Here is an 18075-nt window from a genome sequence, read left to right on the forward strand (position 1 = left end):
GATCACCCATTCACCGGGGACAACGCTTGCCCCTTGCCCATGGCCTGCAACAGGCACGGGATGCAGACCGACTTTGCGAACGCGGGCAACGGATACGCCTGCTGCACCGGCCCCACGAACGACTTCTTGCTGGCATGCACGGTGATGGTGCCGGGGCAGGCGAAGGTGATGTTGCCGCCTTCGATGGTCACGCTGGCCCCGCCGGCCACCGCCAGGTGGATGGTCTTGCCTGCCGCCAGTTCCACTTCGGCATTGGCGCTGATCAGCTTCAGTCCTTCTTTCGACTGCACGCGCACTTCGTCCGACTGCGCCTGCACGTCCAGTTCGCCTTCGCCGCTGACGAGGCTCAGGCTGTTGGCTTGCGTTTGCCCGCCGTCCACCGCCGCGGCCAGCACGCCGATCGCCTGGCCGCTGTGTAGGCGGGCGTCGCCGGCGATGGCCGCTTCGCTGCCGCCGCCGCTGGCCAGCGTCAGCGTCTCGCCCACGCTCCAGCTCAGGCCCTGGCCGGCCACCACGCCGATCCCCGCTGGCGCCGCCAGGCCCAGCAGCGCATCGCCGGTGTGCGGTACGCGGCCGTCGCCCGGGCTGGCGCTGCGCTCGGCCGCCGCGCCCTTGGCGTCGGCGTAGGCCGTGCCCGGCACCGTGGTTTTCACGCTGGTCAGCAACGCCTGCAGCGGCGCCTGATCGGCGATCAGCTTGGAGTGGTTCGCCTGGCCCACGCCTTCGTGCGCGGCCAGCGTCACCGTCTGGTGGGTGGCGGCCGCCTGCGAGAAGGTCTTGCCCAGCGTCTGCAACTGGCTCAGCAATGCGCTGGGCTGGGTCGCCTCGCCGGCCGGGCCGCTGCTGCGGCCGTAGCTGCTCAGCCATAGCCCCGAGGTGGCGCGCACCGCGCCCCATGCGTCGGTGCGCAGTTCGAAGCCTTCCCCGCGGAAGCTGCCGCGGTAGTTGTCGGCCTGGTGGATCAGGTGCCCCAGGTTCAGCTGCGTGGCCGCCTGGGTGGTCGCAAGTTGCAAGCGCAGTTGCTGGTCGCTGTCGTCGAACACCAGCCGGCTGTGGCCAGCGCCGCCCCATTCCTTGGATTGCACGCCCCACAGCGCGGTAGCGTTGCGGTGGTTGTCCGCGCCGCCGCCGGCGCCGTGCCAGGCCGGGGCGTGGCCGCCGGCCAGGTTGCCCTGCGCGCTGGGTGTGCCGTCGCCGGCCTGGGCATACAGGCGGGTGTCGGCCTCGGCGCTGGTGCCGCCGGGGGTGGCGGGAACGCCGGCTTCGCCCTTGCCGTTGTACAGCGCCCCCAGCACCACCGGACGGTCGATGTCCCCCTCCAGGAAGCCCACCAGCACTTCCTGGCCGATGCGCGGCAGGAACTGGCTGCCCACGCCCGGGCCGGCGTAGCGCTGCGCCACCCGCAGCCACGTGCTGTCCTGCGCGGCCGGGGCCGACGCGGCGTGCTGGAAGTGGAACCTGACCCGGATCCGGCCCAGCGCGTCGGCATAGACCTCCTGGCTGCCGCCGGTGCTGCCATCGGCGCCGACCACGATGGCGCTCTGGTAGCCCGGCGCGGTCGGCCGCGGGTTCAGCCGCGCCCCGGTGCCGTCGGCCAGTACCGGCCGCCACGGCTGCTGCCGGTCCACCGCCTCGAAGGCGTTGCCGTAGCCCACCGCCTCGGCTTGCGCCCAGGTGCTGCGTGCGGCCACCGCGCTGGCGTCCGGCCACGCCGGCGCGGCCCCCAACTGCGCCTGCACCGCCGCGCGCACGTCCACCGGCAGGTTGTTGATGCCCGCATGCCACACCCGCGTCAGCAACAGCTGCGCCGGCGGCGCCTGGCCCTGCTGCGGCGCCTGGGTCAGTGTGAACCAGGTGCCGGCGCGCAGCGTGCGCACCGTGCTGCGGCCCTGCCACGGCGACCACTGCGCCTCCTGTGCTTGCGCCATCAACTCCGCATAGCGGTCCGCTTCCTGCGCGCTGGCGAAGGCGTCCATCCCCACCGGCTCGTACAGCTCGCGCAGCGATTGTCCGCCGCCGCCGTGCAGCGGCAGTTGTGCGCTGCGCGCCTGGCGCGTCTTGACGTCTTCGCTGAGCACGGTCAGCCGGCCGCTGCCCAGCCGCCGGGTGGCGCCGAGCGCCAGCACGCTGTCGGCCGCCTCGGTGGCGTCGCTGCGGTGGTAGCGCAGCCCGCCGCCCTGCGCCGAACTGGGGTCCTGCGGTTGCGCGGCGCTGTCGGCGAACACCACCAGCTGGTGCCCGCATGGCGACGCGTCCGCCTCCTGCAGCCGCCACCCCAGCCCTTCCTCGGCCAGCAGCCGCTGCACGAAGGCCAGGTCGCTCTCGCGGTACTGCACGCAGTCGCTGCGCGGCCGCGCCTGGGCCAGGAACCCGCTCACCTCTTCGCTCCACTGCCAGCTCGCCATCGGCGCGTAGTCGGCGAACACCGCTTCCACGATCTGCACCAGCGTGCGTTCCTGAAACACCCGGCTGTGCCGGCCCTGCGACAGCCACCACGTCCACGGCACCAGGCCTACCCGGTAGCGCGCCAGACCGCCGTCGCTGCCCAGTTCGTACGCTTCGTGGATCAGCCCCGTGCGCGGGCTCTCATCGCCATCGGCCAGCCGGGTGTACAGCGTTGCGCGGCGCCCCAGCCACGCCTCCAGCGGCAAGCCCGCCTGCGTGCTCAGCACGTCCACCCACCACACGAACCCCTCGCTCAGGCGTTCCGACCCGCTCCAGCGCTCCACCACCTGGACATCCCCGCCTGGCAGCTGCAAGCGGTATAGGCGACCGCTGTCGGACAGCAAGGCCGCCTGAAACATCAACGCATTCAGTGCTTCCATCACAACACCTCTGTCCCCGGGCCATACCGCCCCGGGCAACATCGTTTCCTGCCCCTGGAGGGCGAATTTAACAGACGAATCCTGCGGCGGGCATGACGGTCCGCCGTCTGCAGCGCCCCCTCAGTTTAGGGCTGCTCGGGCAATCCTGGCGGCTCGGTCGACGTGCCGGCCCAGCCCACAAAAACCAGCCCAGTCCATCGCGGATCGCCGTCATGGGGATGCCGTCGACGCGATCGCGCACGCGCTTGCGTACCGATACCGCCGCGAATACGCCGAACAGCAGCAGCACCACGCACGACGCGCCGACGAAGGCCACGGACGACTGGTTGGCAATACGCGTTCGCATGATCAATCTCCTTGGAAAAATGAAGAAGTCCGCTTCCATGACACGCTTGCGCCGTCTGCATTGCCGGCATTTCCAATTCGAAAACGCCCCATGGCATCCGTCGGGTCGCGCTGTGGGGATTCCCCCAAGTATGCGGCAGCGCAAAGTCGCCGGACGCCACGAACAATAGACCAGGATGGCAGCGTGGTCCACGCGTGCTTGCCGGCCCGGGGATCTTCGATGACAGGGTCAGCGCTGGCACCGGCGCGTCGATCCGCGCGCAAAGGCGATATCGGCCAAGGGTTTCCACCCACGCCGCCGGCAAGCGGGCTCGTAGTCGCCCCCCTAGGGACAACGACGTAGCGGCGCCAACCGCATGTGTCAAGCCGGAACTGACGGCGGGCCGCTGCGCAGCGCGCGCCGCAGATAGCGCGACAGCTCCATCGCCGCCAGGTTTTTCAGAAAAATCTGACCCGCCGCCCCACTCCAGGCACGCTAGAATCTCCAACGCCCCTTACCGACGAGAACTGCCATGCTGGATCTGGATGCCCTGCTGGCGCCGATTTCCGACCACCAGCCGGCCGGCGAAGACCTGTCTTTCTCCATCGAGTTCGATCGCATCCAGGAAGCCAGGCGCTCGGACGATCCGACCCTGGACCAGGGCGAGTGGCAGACCGATATCAAGTATGCGGACTGGTCCAGCGTCGCCCGCCAGTGCGGCGATCTGCTGCAGACGCGTACCAAGGACCTACGCCTGGCCGGCTGGATGACCGAGGCGACCACCCAGATCGACGGCTTCGCCGGGCTGGCGCTGGGTTACCGGCTGATCGCCGGGCTATGCGACCGGTACTGGGACGAGGTGCACCCGCTGGTCGTCGACGGCGACCACGAAGAGCGCATCGGCAACCTGAGCTGGCTGCTGACCAATTCGCTGCATTGGTTGCGCGCGGTGCCGATCGCCTCGGGACCGCAGGGCCGTTTCGGTCTCAACGATTTCGAGGCCGCGCATACCCGCAGCGCCAATGCCGGATCCGGCGACGACGAAGGCCAGCCCAGCCTGGACCTGCTCGAGGCCGCACGGCGCGATACGCCTCACGATTTCTACCGGCAGTTGGTCGATGCGCTACTCAATTGCGCCGAAGCGTTGCAGTCGCTGCAGGCGGCGGTGGACGATCGCCTAGGCATCGACGGACCCAGCTTCAGCGCGGTGCGCGAACAGGTGGAACACCTGCAGCGCACCGTGGCGCGGTTCGCCCGCGATGCCGGGCTGCTGCTGGATGGCGAGGCCGATGCCGGCCAGCACGACATGCCGGGCATCGGGTTCGGCCCGGCCGCGAACAAGGACGCGCCGTCGGCGCCGCCGGCGCCCTCGGCGCCACGCGGGCAGGGCGGCGCACCGACCACCCGCAAGGAGGCGTTGGCGCAACTGCGTCAGGTCGCCGAATTCTTCCGGCGTACCGAACCGCACAGCCCCGTCGCCTACCTGGCCGAAAAAGCCGCGCGCTGGGGCGAGATGCCGCTGCACGTGTGGTTGAAGCGGGTGATCAAAGACGACAGCGTCCTCAACCAGATGGAAGAGATGCTGGACGTCAACCAGAACCTGGAGCAGTAGGTTACGAACCCGCCCCGTCCCCGCGCGTCGCGGGGGACGGCCGCACAGGCGCCTACTGGATCTTGAACTGGATACGCCGGTTGCGCGCACGCCCGTCCGGGCTGGCGTTATCGGCCACCGGTTGGTCGGGACCCTTGCCCTGCACGTTCATGCGCGCACCGTCGATGCCCTTCTGCACCATGTAGTCCTTCACTGCCTGCGCGCGCGCCTGGCTCAGCGCGAGGTTGCTCTCGCGTTGGCCGACATTGTCGGTGTGGCCGATGATCAGGAAGCGCGCGTCGTTCATCTGCGACATCTTTTCCACCATCTCGTCGAGGATGCGCATGCCCAGCGGCGTCAGCCGCGCGCTGCCGCTCTGGAACTCGATGATGCGGTTGCCCAGCGTCTGGTCCAGCACGCCCTGTTCCGAGCCGCCGAGCTTGAGGCTGTTGGTCACCGTGTAGGAAGTGTTGCTGGCCAGGCTCAGGTCGCTGGCGACCTGTTGCCGCTGCGCTTCGTTGACCACCTGCCCGCTGATCCGCACCGCCTGGCCGTTGACCTCGAGCTTGCCGGCAGACACGCGCTTGAGTCCTGGTGACACCATCTTGGCGACGTACTCGCCCCAGTTCGGCGGCGAGGGAATCGACTCGACCTGCACTCGATCGACGATGCGGGCAGTGCCGTAGGTGTCCTGCAGGTTCTTCAGGATGCGGGCCTTGGTGGCCTGATCCGGCACCACGCCCTCCACGATCACCGGGCGTTCGCCGACACTGCCCGTGGCAGGCGTGGCGGCAGGCGCGGCGACCTGGGCGGAGGCGGCGAACGCGGTTATCAGGCCACTCAGGGCGAGGGTTTTGGCACTCAGGTGTCGCATGTTCATGTCCCCAGGAAATTCTCGCCGAACAACTTGCGGGCCGTCTTCAATGCCAGGTCGTCCCGATCCAGGTAGCTGGCTAGCTTGTTGAGGTTGTAATCGCTGTGCAGGTAGTCCTCGACCCAATCGGCGTCCTGCACGCGGATCAGGAAATCGCCGGCCTCGCGTGGGTCCAGCGCTGCGCGCAGCGCCTGGTGGTCGGCACCGTTGAAGCCGATCAGCATGCGCGGTGCGGCATCGTTGCGAATCAGCACCGCCAGTTCGAAATCGCCGCGCGCAATGAAGCAGGCGACGATGTCCAGCCAGAACGCGGCCAACAGCGGCCGGTACAACGCGTCCTGCACCAGCGGAAGCTCCAGCGCCTTGTCCACCGACACGTTGCCGCCGGCGAGGATCGGCTGCAGCAGCAGGCCCAGTGCCGGCAGCAATTTCTTCAACGACACGTCGGGATGGCCGGCCGCGCGCAGCAAAGCCTCGATCGAGCCGACCGTCTGGATATCGAGGAAGTCGTTGAAGGTGGCGTTGTACGCCGACGCGTCGGTGCTCAGCGTGTAGCGGGTGTCGGCGAGCGCGGTGAGCGCCGGGCCGGCGTCGTCCGCGACCACCGCCTGCTTGGCCATCCGCGACAGCCCGGACCAGACCTTGGACATCGCCAGCGGACTGCGGGCGATGAACGACAGCGGCTCGCTGGCCTCCAGACGGACCGCCGACAGCAACGGGAAGCGGCGCTGCGACGCATCGCGACTGGGCTGGAAATGCCCGCACAGCACCATCTTGCTGCGCGAGCCCAGGAACGCGTAGTGGATGTCGGGCGCTTCGTCGTAGAGCCGCTTCCAGTCCGGGTTCTGGCTCAGCAGATCCACGCTCAGGCCCGCCCAGCGGTCGAGCCAGCCGAGCAGTTGATGGTTGTCGGCCGCGCGCACGAAATCGCCGCGGGAAGGTACCTTGCCGAAGTAGGAGACGCCTACACTGACTTCGCGACTCATTGGCCACCTTCTTGTGCGGGTGCACCCGCCGGAACCGGACCGCGTGGCGCATCGGCACCTACGGTTGTCGGGCTACCGGCCACCGTCGCCGGAAGCTGCAAGCCACGCTGCCAGTCGCCGCCGCCGCCGGCCGCGGTGTCAGCGTTCTGCACGATGCGCAACTGCACGCTGATGGACACGCCCTGGTCGCTCCAGGTGAAACGACGGGTGACATCGTCCAAGGATTCCTTAGCGGCTGCCGTGAGCAAGCGCTTGAGGCCATTCTTGCCAGGCGCATTGAACATTTCGACGCTGCGCCCGTCGCTGGTGACCGCGGTGATCTTGGCACCGGGCACCGCACCGGCGTTCGGCCACTGCATGGTCATCCACTGCGGCGGGGTGTTGCGGTAGCGCAGCGTCTGGCCATCGATGTCGATGGTGTATTCGATCGCGCCCACCGCCGGCGTCGGCAGGAGCTCGAAGATGCTGACGTCCTTGGCCACCGCGCCGGACTGGCCGCTGACCCAGTTGCCGTAGTTGGCCACCAGTTCGCTGGACAAGGTGATGCCGATGCCCGCCCAACGCCGCGATTCGAGCAGGTTGCCGCGCTGGATCACCAAGGTGCCGAGCGCGTCCTTGTTGAACGCGGCGATCGCGCCGCTGGCGCCGAAGATCGCAGCCACGTCGCCGGGGGCGGCATCCACGTCCGTGTTGAGGTTGAACGGATAGCGCTGGCCGATGCCGTTACGGAACGGTTCGTAGACCTGCGCCGCCCACACCCGGTTGATCTCGCCCTCGGTCGGCGGCACCAGCGCGGCGAAGGTCTGGGTCAACGGACGCAGCAACAGCGGACGCATCGCGTCGCGCTGGGTTTCGTCCAGCCCGGTCAGCATCTGCTCGTCCACCAGGGTCAGCGCGGCGCTGAGTTCGGAGCCTTCGTTGCTGAAGGTGTCCTGCATCAGCTTGCGCGCGCCGACGCCGATCTGGCCCTGGTTCTTGATCGCGTTCATGCGCGTGCGCAACTTGGCCAACTTGTCGAAGTAGGCATCGATGACCGCCGGCTCGTCCTTGCGCTTGGTCATCAGCCGCGCCAGGCCCTCGAAGGTCTTGCCGATCGGGCCGACCGGCTGCTGCTCAGCCTTGCCGGCGTCGGCCGGATCGCGGCGCAGGATTACCCGCTGGAACCAGGCGACGGCCCCGCCGGACGCCTTCTTCGATAAGGCGTCGGCCATCGGGTTGTCCCAAATGGTCTGCTCGTTGATCTTCTCCAGCAGCTTGCGCAACGGCGAGTTGGCCGGATCGCCGATGCGATTCATCCGCGACAGCGCCTGGTCGAAGCCCTGGAAAGGCGCCACGCTGACACCCTGAATGAACTTGCGCCATTCCTGCGCGTATTCCTGCTTGTACGCCGTCACCAGTTCGCGCGCGACGTGCTCCGGGCTGCCAGCCAGCGACAGGTCGCTCTGCTCGCTCGTGTCCAGGACCCAGTCGGTGGTGCTGAGCTGCGTGTTGGCCGCTTCCTTGATCGCGTCCTTGACGTATTCTTCCCACGCCTCGCGCGAGAACGCGCCGGAAATGGCATAGCTGCCGGTGATCGCGCCGCTGTTGGCTTCCTCGCCGATCAGCGCGTTGACCGTCACCGTGGGGAAGCGCGCCGCCGCGCGCGCCTTGATCTGCGCAAACACGCGTTGCATCGCCGGCTGGCCCTTCATCACCCGGGTCAGCGCCTCGCGGCTGTCGTTGACCAGGGTGACCTTGGTCTGCACCTGCGGCCACTGCGCATCTTCGGCCTGGGCGACGTAGAACGTCATCAGCTTCTCGGCCGCGCGGGTCATCTCCTCGCGGGTCATCTGGCCGCGATTGGCGTCCAGCCAGCCGCGCCAGAACAGGGTCAGCTGCTGCGTCAGGTGCGCGCTCTCCACGTGCTTGCGGTTGCCCAGCATCAGGTAGGTCTTCAGCGCGTTGTAGGCGTCGTTGGTATCGGTCGGCGACGCGTCCTGATACAGCACGCTGCCTTGCTGCGCGGCCTGCTGCGGGCCGGCCGACTTGCCGAGCCTATCGCGCTCGCTGACCACTTGCCCCAGGAACGACTCCAGATTGGCGGTGGTCGGCTCAAGCATCACCTGGCGCATGCCGTTGTAGTACTCGGCCAGCAGCTTCTTGCGGATGTTGCCGCCCTGGTACAGGCCCAGCCCGGAGGTGATGCCGCCCTTTTGCTTGTAGCGGTCCAGCTGCTCGAGCCGATCCTGCAACAGCAGCAGCGCGTCGATGCGCGATTGCAAGTCGACCCGGTTGGCCTGCACGCGCACGGCCTGATCCAGATCCTTGGTGGCGTTGTTCACCAGTTGCACGTTGGTGGTGTACGACCAGGTCCACAGACCCAGCGCCAACGCCAGCACGGCGACGCCACCGAGGAAGACACCGTAGCGCAGGCGGTTCTGGTGCGGGCTGGAGTACTGCCGGACGAGCTGTTTGTCGGCGAAGATGACCTTGCGGAACAGGTCTTTCAGGAAGTAAGCGGTCTGTCCCGACGGCACCGCTTCGCCGGGCTGCGCACGCGTCTGCAACGCGAACTGACGGCTCACGCGCTCGGAGGCGTGGTGCACGGAATGGCCTTCCTGCAACGCGCTGCTGAAGTAGAAACCGCGGAACACCGGCTTGAACTGATAGGGGTTTTCTTCGAACAGCGTGGCGATGAAGGTGCGCAGCGCCGGCTTGATGCCGACGAACTCCAGCGGCAGTGTCAGCAGGCCGGGCGACACCTGACGCCCACGCTGCATCGCCATGTGCGCCAGGCTCATTTCCTTGAGGCCTTCGGCCAGTTCGTCGAAATGGGTGTCGAACGCGGCCAGCGCATCGGTATTGGCGGTCGGATCGTAGGGCAGGGTCGCACCCCACACGTTCTCGCGCTCGGACGGATCCAGATTGTGGAAGAACTCGGAGAAGCCGGCGATCAGGTCGGCCTTGGTGAACACCACGTATACCGGCGCGAACACTTCCAGGCGCTCGGTGATTTCCTGCACGCGCTGGCGCAGGTTCTTGGCCAGCTCGATCGCGAACTCGGGCTTGCTACCGGACAGTTCGGCGATGCTGGCGGCGATGATGATGCCGTTGATCGGCGCGCGCGGCCGGTGCTTTTTCAGCAGCGCGAGAAAGGTGAGCCATTCCAGGCGGTCTTCGACACTGACCGAATACCGGCCGGCGGTATCGAGCACGATACCGGTCGTGGTGAAGTACCAATCGCAATTGCGCGTGCCGCCGATGCCCTGGATCACGTTGCCACGATTGTCCTCGAACGGGAACTGCAACCCGGAATTGAGGATCGCGGTGCTCTTGCCAGCCGCAGGATTGCCAATGATCACGTACCACGGCAGTTCGTACAGCGCCGCCTTGCCCTTGAGCACGCCCAGGCGCGAGGACTTGATCGCCTTGACCGCCTCTAACATCCGCGAGCGCAACGCTTCGGTGTCGGCGCGGTTGGCCGGCTGCGCGGCGGCGACCGCGCGATCGGCTTCGCCTTGCACCATCGCATCCAGGCTGCGCGCAGCGCGGCGCGCGATGATCCGGCGCACGATCCACACCAGCAGCCATATCGTCAGACAGACCGCCAGCACCGCCGCCGCCCACAGGCCGATTTCGCGCAAGCCCTCGGCGCCGAAGTAGGCGACTGCGGCGGCGGCGAGCAAGCCGAGAACCATCCAGAGGCGGTAATCGCGAAGGTAATACCTGAGATTGCTAAACATCGGGCGCTGTTCCGGTTAGGCGGCGGACGCCGGCACGGCGCCGACGTCGGTATCTGGCTGGGGGGAAACACGGGGACTGACGAGTGTAGCGATACGCAGACCTGCCTGATCCACACTCAGCATCAGTGCCGCATGTTGCTCGGCGGCGACATGGGCATGGGCAAGCGCGAGCATCGCCAGCGGTTGCACCGCGGCCAGATCGCCGGTGGCGGTGGCCAGCGGCAGGCACTGCACCGCAGTATCCAGATCGGGACAGGCCAGCGCGGCAGCGGCGGCGACCTCGGCCGCCAGGGCGGCGCGGTGGTCGGCGTCGCTGAGCACCAGGTCCACGTGGGTGTGCGCGAGCGCGGCGCGCTGCAGGGTCTGCGCCGCCAGTTCGCCGCTCAGCCGCGCACTGGCCTTGGCGCTGCCGTCCAGCGGCAGCCGGGCGCGCTGCAGCGGATGCAGCACCACGTCGCCGGAAGCGCCCGGTCCGCTGGCCAGCAAGACCCCGCTGGCGCCCTCCCCAGGTACGCGTCCGTCAGGCGAACGGCGCGTCATCAGCCGCCCGCTTTCGAGCATGTGCTCGACCTGTGTCTGGTCGATCGCCGAATGGCAGGCCATGACCAGCTGCCAGCCATCCACAGGCGACTGCGCGCCGCGCGCCAGGTGTTGCAGCCGCGACCATGCATCGTCGGCACCCGCCATCGGGATCACCTCCACGCCGAAACGGCGCGGATCCAGGCCATGTTCGCTGGCGGACGCCAGCACCCAGTCGCCCACTGCCTTGTGCAGCGAAGCGGGCCAGTCCGCGGGCAACCACAGCTCGATGCGCAGCACGTTCTGCACCTGCGCCTCGACCCGGTGACGCAGCCCGGCCACCACGCGGTCCTGGACCTCGGACAGCGGCGGCAGCGCCTGCGCAGCCTCCAGCAACAGCGCCTCGGCGACCGGTTCGAGCAGGGCGATGGCACGCTTGTGATGCTCCGACGGGGGCTCGTTGGCGTCGGCGACCGCTGCGGCCGAGGCGAGCATCGCCTCGGCCGCAGCGGTCACATCCAGTTCCGGCACCTGCACCACGAAGACCGGCAGCCCGTCATGGTCGCGGAACTGCTTGTGCAGCCCAGGCCGCGGCAGATTGCCGCGCAGCGCGAGGATGGCTTGCGGTTGCTGGCCCAAGGCCAGGTTCAGCGCACCGGCAAGCAATGCCGGCGCGGCGCCGGCGGTCGGCGCCAGCGCCTCCGGCGCCGAAGATGAACTCGCCGCGGCCGCCTTGGAATCGTTACGTTCGGTGGCCTTGGCCGCAGCGCTGTCGGCGGCGTCTGCGGCGCGCGCAAGGGCGCGCCGCCCCAAATCGCGCAGCAGCCAGCTGCCGCCCAGCAGGCCAGCGGGCAGGATGCCCAGATACGTCAGCATCTCCATGCCGTTGGGCGCGGTGCCGCTGCTGCGCCAATAGAAGATCGAACCGCCCCAGGCCACACCGAACAACGCGGTAGCCGACAACACGTTCCGAAGAATTCCGGACATTAACATCCTCGCTCCATGAGTAAATTAGGCATCGACGGGAGCCGAATTACCTTGCATCGTCATCCGATGCCAGTCGTTCCCTGAGAGGAGATCAGTGTACCTCCACAGGCGGCCTTGTCCCCATGCCGGGCCACCGGCTTGCCGTCGATCATCACCGTGGCGTCCCCGCTGGCGATCTCGGTCTGACCGTGCACCCTGCATACCACTTTGTCGCCGATACGCGCGACCGGCTTGCCGTCCACATCGGTTTCGGCCGAACCTGTGACCACGCTGCCGCCATGATCGAGCTGATCGCCCACAAGAATAAAAGGTCGTGACATCAGTATTGCCTCCATGGTCGTTGCGCCGGGGCCGGTCCGTCGCCGCCATTCGCCCCCGTGGGGCGCGATCGCCGCCACGGAGGAGAAGATAGCAGGAGTTCAGCCCCGGCTCACCCTTGGACCAATTCGGCACGCTTGGCGACGCGGGCGCTGCGGCAGGGCTCGAGCTTCTCCACATGCACGTAGTCCTTGATGCTGCGCCAGCTGCCGCCCCACTCCAGCCCGGCCTGCTGCGCCAGCTCGCCGTAGAGGAAGTAGGCGCGTCTGGTCCACGGATCGCCCATGTCCCACTGCAGCTTGCCGTCGCGCAGCGGCGCGCTGTCCACCGCCAGGCCGTACTGGTGGCAGCTCTGCCAAGCGCTGGCGCGGGTGGCGCGGCCGCCGCCCATCAACTCGGCCTGGCGCTCCGGGCTGCGATAGCCCTCCACCAGCACCATTTCGTAACCGTACTGGCGACGCATGACCTCGTAGATCGCGAGCACGCGCTGTTGCAGATCGGCGTCAATGCTTTCCCAGCGCCGGTCCGCGGTGACGATCTCCGGGCGGGTGCGGCGGATCTCCTCGGTGGTGAATACCTCCGGCGGCGGGGCCGGCGGCGGCACCAAGCGTTCGCCGCGCAGCAGCTGCGCCACCATGCTGCTGGATTCATTCATGTCCTCGGCACGGAAATCCTCCAGCGCCACGTTCTGCCGGACCAGCAGGATCAGGCTCGGCGGCACCAGCAAGAGCAGCGTCGCGCACAGGATGACCCAGCGATGACGCCGAAAGAAATCCGTCACCCCGCCGATCCCGCCGCGCACCCCTTCGCCGACTCCGCCAGCGCTGCGGCCCACGCGCTGGCCGACCCGCCCGGCGCCTTGCCGAAGGCCGCGCAGGCGCTCGCCTAACCAGGCCTGCACCCGCTCCAGCGCCTCCGGAAACAACAGCAACCAGCAGGCGATAGACACCACCAGCAGGAAGATCACCACGCCCGCAACGACGACTGCCACTACATTCCCCTGATTATGCTGCTGATTCCTGAGCGGTTGACGGGCCGGCGCCAAGCACTAGAATAAAGATAGACGAATCCCCGGCGCTCGCCGAACAAGGGCTGGATTGCACTTGAATAATGGCGGATTACATCGCCCGAGTCTTCTTTCGGGCCAGGGACAGACGCAGCCACCCGGCTCCGGGCGCATTTTGGCCGATATGGAAGGGCGCGCAAGCAGCGCGCCGTCCAGCGTCCGTGCCAAGGCGCCGCGGACCCACCCCACCCGCTTGGTGCTGATCGCCGTCCTCGGAGTCGCGCTGCTGGGCGCAGCCTTCACGGCGCTGCGCTGGAATGCCGGACGTGCCGAGGCCGACGCCGAGTTCGACGCGTACACCACCGTGCCGGCGACCGACGGCGTCCCTGCGGCCAATCCCGCAACGGCCGCCGGCACCGCTGCCACAACACCGGCGCCGGGCGGCGCAATGATCGTAGACGACAACGCCGCCAGCGATCCAACCCGCGCCGTCGACGGCTTGCCCAGCACCTCATCCGCCAGCACCGCCAGCGCCGCGACTGTGCCGGCCAAGCCGGCTGCGGCCGCCTCGCAGCGCAAGCCACACGCTGCACCGGCCAACGGCAAGCACGTACAGGACGACAGCAGCGACCTGCTGGCCACACTGATGGGCATCATCAAGCGCGACGAAAAGCCGACGGCAAAACAAGACTCGATTGATTCGCTGATCGCGAAGATCCAGGCCGATGACAGCAAGAACACGACCGAGACCGACGCGGCATTCGACGCGATCGGCACGCGCTCGGCGTCGACCAGCTCCAACGTGCAAAGCCAACTGCGTCAATGTCCCGGCGCCAACACGATGGCCGGCCTGGAGTGTCGCAAAAATATCTGCGCAGCGCTCACCGACAAAGATCCGGCCTGCCCGGCCCACTGACGCGGCGCATCGCAAGCGATTCCTCGTCATTGCGGCGATGGGCTCCACGTCGCTGCGCTCGGCACCTGCAGCACCACACCCTGCTCCTTCTCGATCAACGCCAGCGGCACGAAGCTGCCTGGGTAGTACACGTACTCCCGCGTGCGCTCATGTAGGCGCTTGAGCTTGTCCTGGCGCTTGCGTACCTCGATCAGGTTGGCCACATTCCCCACCCACACCGGCGCCGCATCCGGTTCGTCGTGGCCCTGTTTGACCTCGCCCAGCAGCGCGTCGCCGTCCCAGTAGAACCACGTGGTATGGGTCGGGTTGCGCTTGAACACGCGCCGGCCCAGCGGGTCGTAGCCGTAGTGGGTGGTTTGGCCTGCTTTGCGGCTTTCGGCCAGGCGATGGTTGGCGTCCCAGAGCAGTTCCAGGTCGTCCGGTTCCGGGCCGGCCGGGCTGCCCTTGCGGATCAAGTCGCCGGCGCGGTCGAACACGTAGTGCACGCCGGCGTAGCTGCCCTCGCGGGTCCACTGCACCTGTTGGTCGTCGTCGCCGCCGGCCACCTTGCGCAGTTGCACCTGCTGCACGCGCGTGGCCAGCCGGTCGCCGGCCGGGTCGTTGAAGAAGCGCTCGATCCTGCCTTTGGGATCGGTGTGCTGCAGCAGCCGGCCGAGGACGTCGTAGCGGTATTCGTCCACGCCCTGCGCGCTGTCGCGGCGGTGGGTCAGGTTGCCGGCGCGGTCGTAGTCGTAGGTGGTCTCGAACAGTGGGGCGGCATCGCGCAACACGGTCTGCGCGGTCAGCAGGCTGCGTCCGTCGTACTGGAACTGGCGCTGCACCTGCGCGCTGAGCTGTTCGCGGGTGGTGCGGCCCAGCGCGTCGCGCTCGATGACGATGGGCGCATCGTCGTTGATCGCCACCTCCACCACTTGGTCGCGCAGGTCGTAGCCGAACGCGATCCGGTTGCCGGCCGAGGTCTCGCGCAGCACGCGGTTGCCCACGGCGTCGTAGCCGTAGCCGACGCGGAAGCCGTCCTGCACTTCTTCCAGCAACTGCCCCAGCGCGTCGAACCTGCGCGTGGCGGTGCGATGCCGGTTGCGCAGCTCCACCAGCTGCCCGCGCGCGTCGTAGGCGAACTGCTCCTGCGCCTGCTGCCCCGGCGCGCGCACGTCCGGCAAGGTCTTCCTGACGATGCGCCCGAGCGGGTCGGTGGCGAAGGCGATGCGCTGGCCCAGCGGGTCGATCGTCGCGGTCAGGCGGCCGGATGCGTCGTACTGGTAGTGCCGCGACTGGCCCCAGTAGTCGGTTTCCTCGACGATGCGGCCCAGCGGATCGCGGCGCAGCCGGTACTCCTCGCCGCGCTGGTTGATCACCGCGACCAGCTGCTCTTCGCTGTCGTAGCTGTATTCCACCGTGTGCCCGTCCGGCTGCACGCGCTTGCCGATCTGGCCGATGCCCACGTAGTGCAGCCGCGTCTGCGCGCCGGCTTCGTCCACGTAGCGCACCAGCTGGTCCTCGGCGTCGTACGCGCACTGCACCTGCCCGCCGTCGGCCGAGCGCACGCGCAGCAGCCGGCCCTTGGCGTCGTAGTCGTAGTGCGTGGCCTGGCCCAGCGGATCGACCTGCTTGTGCAGCCGCCCGAGCGCGTCATGCTCGTAGCGGCTCTCATGGCCCAGCGCGTCGCGCAGCCAGGCCAGCAGGCCGTAGCGGTCGTAGCCCAGCTCGGTCTGCGCGCCGCGCGGGTTGCGCTGCGCCACCAGCAGCCCCTGCGCGTCGTAGGCGTAGTGCGTGGTGGCGCCCAGCGGGTCGGTCTGCGACTGCAGCAGGCCGCGCGCATCGTGCGCCTGGCGCCAGGCATGGCCGCCCGGGTCGGCGACCGACAGCAGCCGGTCGTCCTCGTCGTAGACCTGGCGCAGCGTGCTGCCGTCGGCGCGGCGCAGGCGCAGCAGGTTGCCGCGCGCGTCGTAGTCGAACTCGGTGCGCAGGCCCTCGGCGTCGGTGACCGCCACGGTGCGGCCGACCTCGTCGTATTCGAACACGGTGACCCCGTCCAACGCATCGATCTCGCACAGCGGCAGGCGGTGCTCGTCGAACTTGACCAGCGATACGTGGCCGAGCGAGTCGGTCACCTGGGTCTCGCGCAGCAGGGCGTCGTAGGCGAAACGGTAGTCGTACAGGCCGCCGTCGCCCCAGGCGTGCACCACCCGCCACTGCGCGTCGTAGGCGTAGTGGAACGACAGGCCCACGCGGTCGGTATGCCGGACCATGCGGTGCTGGCGGTACGCGAACGTGCGCGGCACGCCCAGCGCGTCCTCGGCGGCGACCAGGTCGCCTTCCACATAGCGATAGGTCACCAGCGGATGGGTCAGGCCGGTGGCCGGATCGTGCAGTTGCAGGCGGTCAATGCGGCCGTGCCGCGACTGCACCTCGATGAAGCGGCCCTGCAGGCCGTCCACGCCCCGTTCGACGATGCGCACCAGGTGGCCGTCGCCGCGCTCGAAGCGCCAATGGTTGCCGCAGGCGTCCTCGACCTGCGCGATCGGCAAGGTTTGCGCGCGCGGCAGCACGCCGACACCGGCCGCCGGCGCATAGGCGAAGCGGTAGCGCAGGTCGGACTTGGTCCGCACCAGCAGGTCGGTGCCTTCGCGCAGCAGCCGCGCGCCGTCGACGAACTCGACGACCGGGACGCCGTCGGCGTCCGGCAGCTGCGGGAACACGGCCACGCTGTGGCCGTCGTGGAACAGCACCACGCCGTCGGCGTCGATCTCCAGGCGGATGTCGGCCGGCGTCTGCCAGCCGTGGCCGCAGGCGCCGGCCTCCTCGCCGCGCCCGGAACCGTAGCCGCGCGACCAGGCCAGCGGCAGCCGCCCGGGGATCGCGAAGTCCTCGTGCTGCACCAAGACGCTGCGTTGCGTAATTTTAAAGACTGCACAGATAAATCCTGCCACTCAGGTCATCTATTAACCTGATTAGCCCTGACCTTCAGCTGCCTGTCGCAGGATCTGCGCCGCGCTGGGTGGATGCTGCTGTCACCTGAAGCCAACGAGGTGGCCTGATGAGCATCAATGCCGTGCAGTTCCAAGCTGGATTGTCGATGTCTGAGTTCTTCGCGTCCTACGGCACCCAGGCCAAGTGCTATCGCGCGCTCTACAAGTGGCGCTGGCCGCAGGGATTTCGCTGCCCATCCTGTGCTGGACGGGCGCGGTCGCGTTTCAAGCGGGGTGCTGCGATCTACTACCAATGCAGCGCGTGCCGGCATCAGACCAGCCTGATCGCTGGCACGATGTTCGAAGGTACCAAACTGCCGCTGCGCACCTGGATGCTGGCGTTGCACCTGCTGACCTCGACCAAAACCAACATGGCCGCGCTGGAGTTGATGCGGCATCTGGGCGTCAACTACAAGACGGCCTGGCGGATGAAACACAAGATCATGCAGGTTATGGCCGAGCGCGAATCCATGCGGAAACTGGCGGGTTTCGTGCAGATCGACGATGCCTATCTCGGCGGCGAGCGTAACGGTGGCAAGGCCGGACGCGGATCAGAGAACAAACAAGCGCTCCTGATTGCGGTGCAGACCGATGCCACCTTCACCGCGCCGCGCTTTGTGGTGATCGAGCCGGTGCGCAGCTTCGATAACACCTCGCTGCAGGACTGGATTGCCCGTCGCTTGGCGCCCGAATGCGAGGTCTACACCTATGGGCTGGCCTGCTTGCGCCGGCTAGAAGACGCCGGCCACGCGCACACCACGCTGGACACTGGCGGTGGTCGTGCCGCGACCGAAACGGCCGGTGCACGTTGGCTCAACGTGGTGCTGGGCAATCTCAAACGCGCCATCAGTGGCGTGTATCACGCCATCGCGCAAGGCAAATACGCAAGGCGTTACCTGGGAGAAGCGGCCTATCGTTTTAATCGTCGATTCCGCTTGCGCGAGATGCTGCCACGACTTGCCACGGCCATGATGCAATCCACACCATGCCCAGAGCCGGTTTTACGTGCAGCGAGCAATTTTCATGGCTGAGAGTCG

At 67.9% G+C, this 18075-nt stretch carries 11 protein-coding genes and 1 pseudogene; 3 read left to right on the top strand and 9 right to left on the bottom strand.

What is annotated here, in order from left to right; all coding sequences use genetic code 11:
- Positions 1-2 precede the first annotated feature (2 nt).
- Both E4A48_RS09455 and E4A48_RS09460 read right to left on the bottom strand, forming a co-directional pair.
- The gene (locus tag E4A48_RS09455) at positions 3-2825 is read right to left on the bottom strand and encodes a type VI secretion system Vgr family protein (protein WP_142742318.1); all 2823 of its coding nucleotides are present in this window, start codon (positions 2823-2825) and stop codon (positions 3-5) included.
- 67 nt (positions 2826-2892) lie between these two features.
- Positions 2893-3171 (bottom strand): hypothetical protein, encoded by a 279-nt coding sequence (locus E4A48_RS09460; RefSeq protein ID WP_185910796.1) that lies wholly within the window; start codon positions 3169-3171, stop codon positions 2893-2895.
- A 511-nt stretch (positions 3172-3682) separates the two neighbouring features.
- Between E4A48_RS09460 and tssA the strand changes: the two genes are divergently transcribed.
- Positions 3683-4762 carry a type VI secretion system protein TssA gene (gene tssA, locus E4A48_RS09465; RefSeq protein ID WP_142742320.1) on the top strand — a complete coding sequence of 360 codons (1080 nt, stop codon included), beginning with the start codon at positions 3683-3685 and terminating at the stop codon, positions 4760-4762.
- Positions 4763-4814: 52 nt separating this feature from the next.
- Here tssA and E4A48_RS09470 read toward each other — a convergent pair whose 3' ends face one another.
- From E4A48_RS09470 to E4A48_RS09495, 6 genes are all read right to left on the bottom strand, one after another.
- The gene (locus tag E4A48_RS09470; RefSeq protein WP_039006529.1) at positions 4815-5621 is read right to left on the bottom strand and encodes an OmpA family protein; all 807 of its coding nucleotides are present in this window, start codon (positions 5619-5621) and stop codon (positions 4815-4817) included.
- On the bottom strand, positions 5618-6601 hold the full coding sequence (gene tagF / locus E4A48_RS09475) for a type VI secretion system-associated protein TagF (protein ID WP_039006530.1): 984 nt from the start codon (positions 6599-6601) through the stop codon (positions 5618-5620). The genes E4A48_RS09470 and tagF overlap by 4 nt, the downstream gene beginning before the upstream one ends.
- Positions 6598-10278, bottom strand: coding sequence for a type VI secretion system membrane subunit TssM (gene tssM, locus E4A48_RS09480; RefSeq protein ID WP_260608111.1), 3681 nt, complete (start codon positions 10276-10278; stop codon positions 6598-6600). Before tssM ends, tagF begins: the two co-directional genes overlap by 4 nt.
- Before the next feature lie 60 nt (positions 10279-10338).
- Positions 10339-11829 (bottom strand): hypothetical protein, encoded by a 1491-nt coding sequence (locus tag E4A48_RS09485; protein WP_039006535.1) that lies wholly within the window; start codon positions 11827-11829, stop codon positions 10339-10341.
- Positions 11830-11888: 59 nt separating this feature from the next.
- Positions 11889-12149, bottom strand: a complete 261-nt coding sequence (locus tag E4A48_RS09490; protein WP_003471049.1) for a PAAR domain-containing protein — start codon at positions 12147-12149, stop codon at positions 11889-11891.
- Positions 12150-12259: 110 nt separating this feature from the next.
- Positions 12260-13138 (bottom strand): M15 family metallopeptidase, encoded by an 879-nt coding sequence (locus E4A48_RS09495; RefSeq protein ID WP_142742322.1) that lies wholly within the window; start codon positions 13136-13138, stop codon positions 12260-12262.
- A 271-nt stretch (positions 13139-13409) separates the two neighbouring features.
- Here E4A48_RS09495 and E4A48_RS09500 point away from each other — a divergent pair, with 271 nt between their 5' ends.
- Positions 13410-14069: a hypothetical protein gene (locus E4A48_RS09500; protein ID WP_237654782.1), complete on the top strand. Its 660-nt coding sequence runs from the start codon at positions 13410-13412 to the stop codon at positions 14067-14069.
- A gap of 83 nt (positions 14070-14152) precedes the next feature.
- Here the strand turns inward: E4A48_RS09500 and E4A48_RS09505 are convergent.
- Positions 14153-16963, bottom strand: a pseudogene (locus tag E4A48_RS09505) (DUF6531 domain-containing protein); the annotation flags it as partial.
- A gap of 143 nt (positions 16964-17106) precedes the next feature.
- On the opposite strand from E4A48_RS09505, the gene E4A48_RS09510 reads away from it, so the two are divergent.
- Positions 17107-18069, top strand: coding sequence for an IS1595 family transposase (locus tag E4A48_RS09510; RefSeq protein WP_142742323.1), 963 nt, complete (start codon positions 17107-17109; stop codon positions 18067-18069).
- Positions 18070-18075: the final 6 nt, after the last annotated feature.

Origin of the sequence: Xanthomonas translucens pv. cerealis, from assembly GCF_006838285.1 — a bacterium.
Taxonomy (GTDB): domain Bacteria; phylum Pseudomonadota; class Gammaproteobacteria; order Xanthomonadales; family Xanthomonadaceae; genus Xanthomonas_A; species Xanthomonas_A cerealis.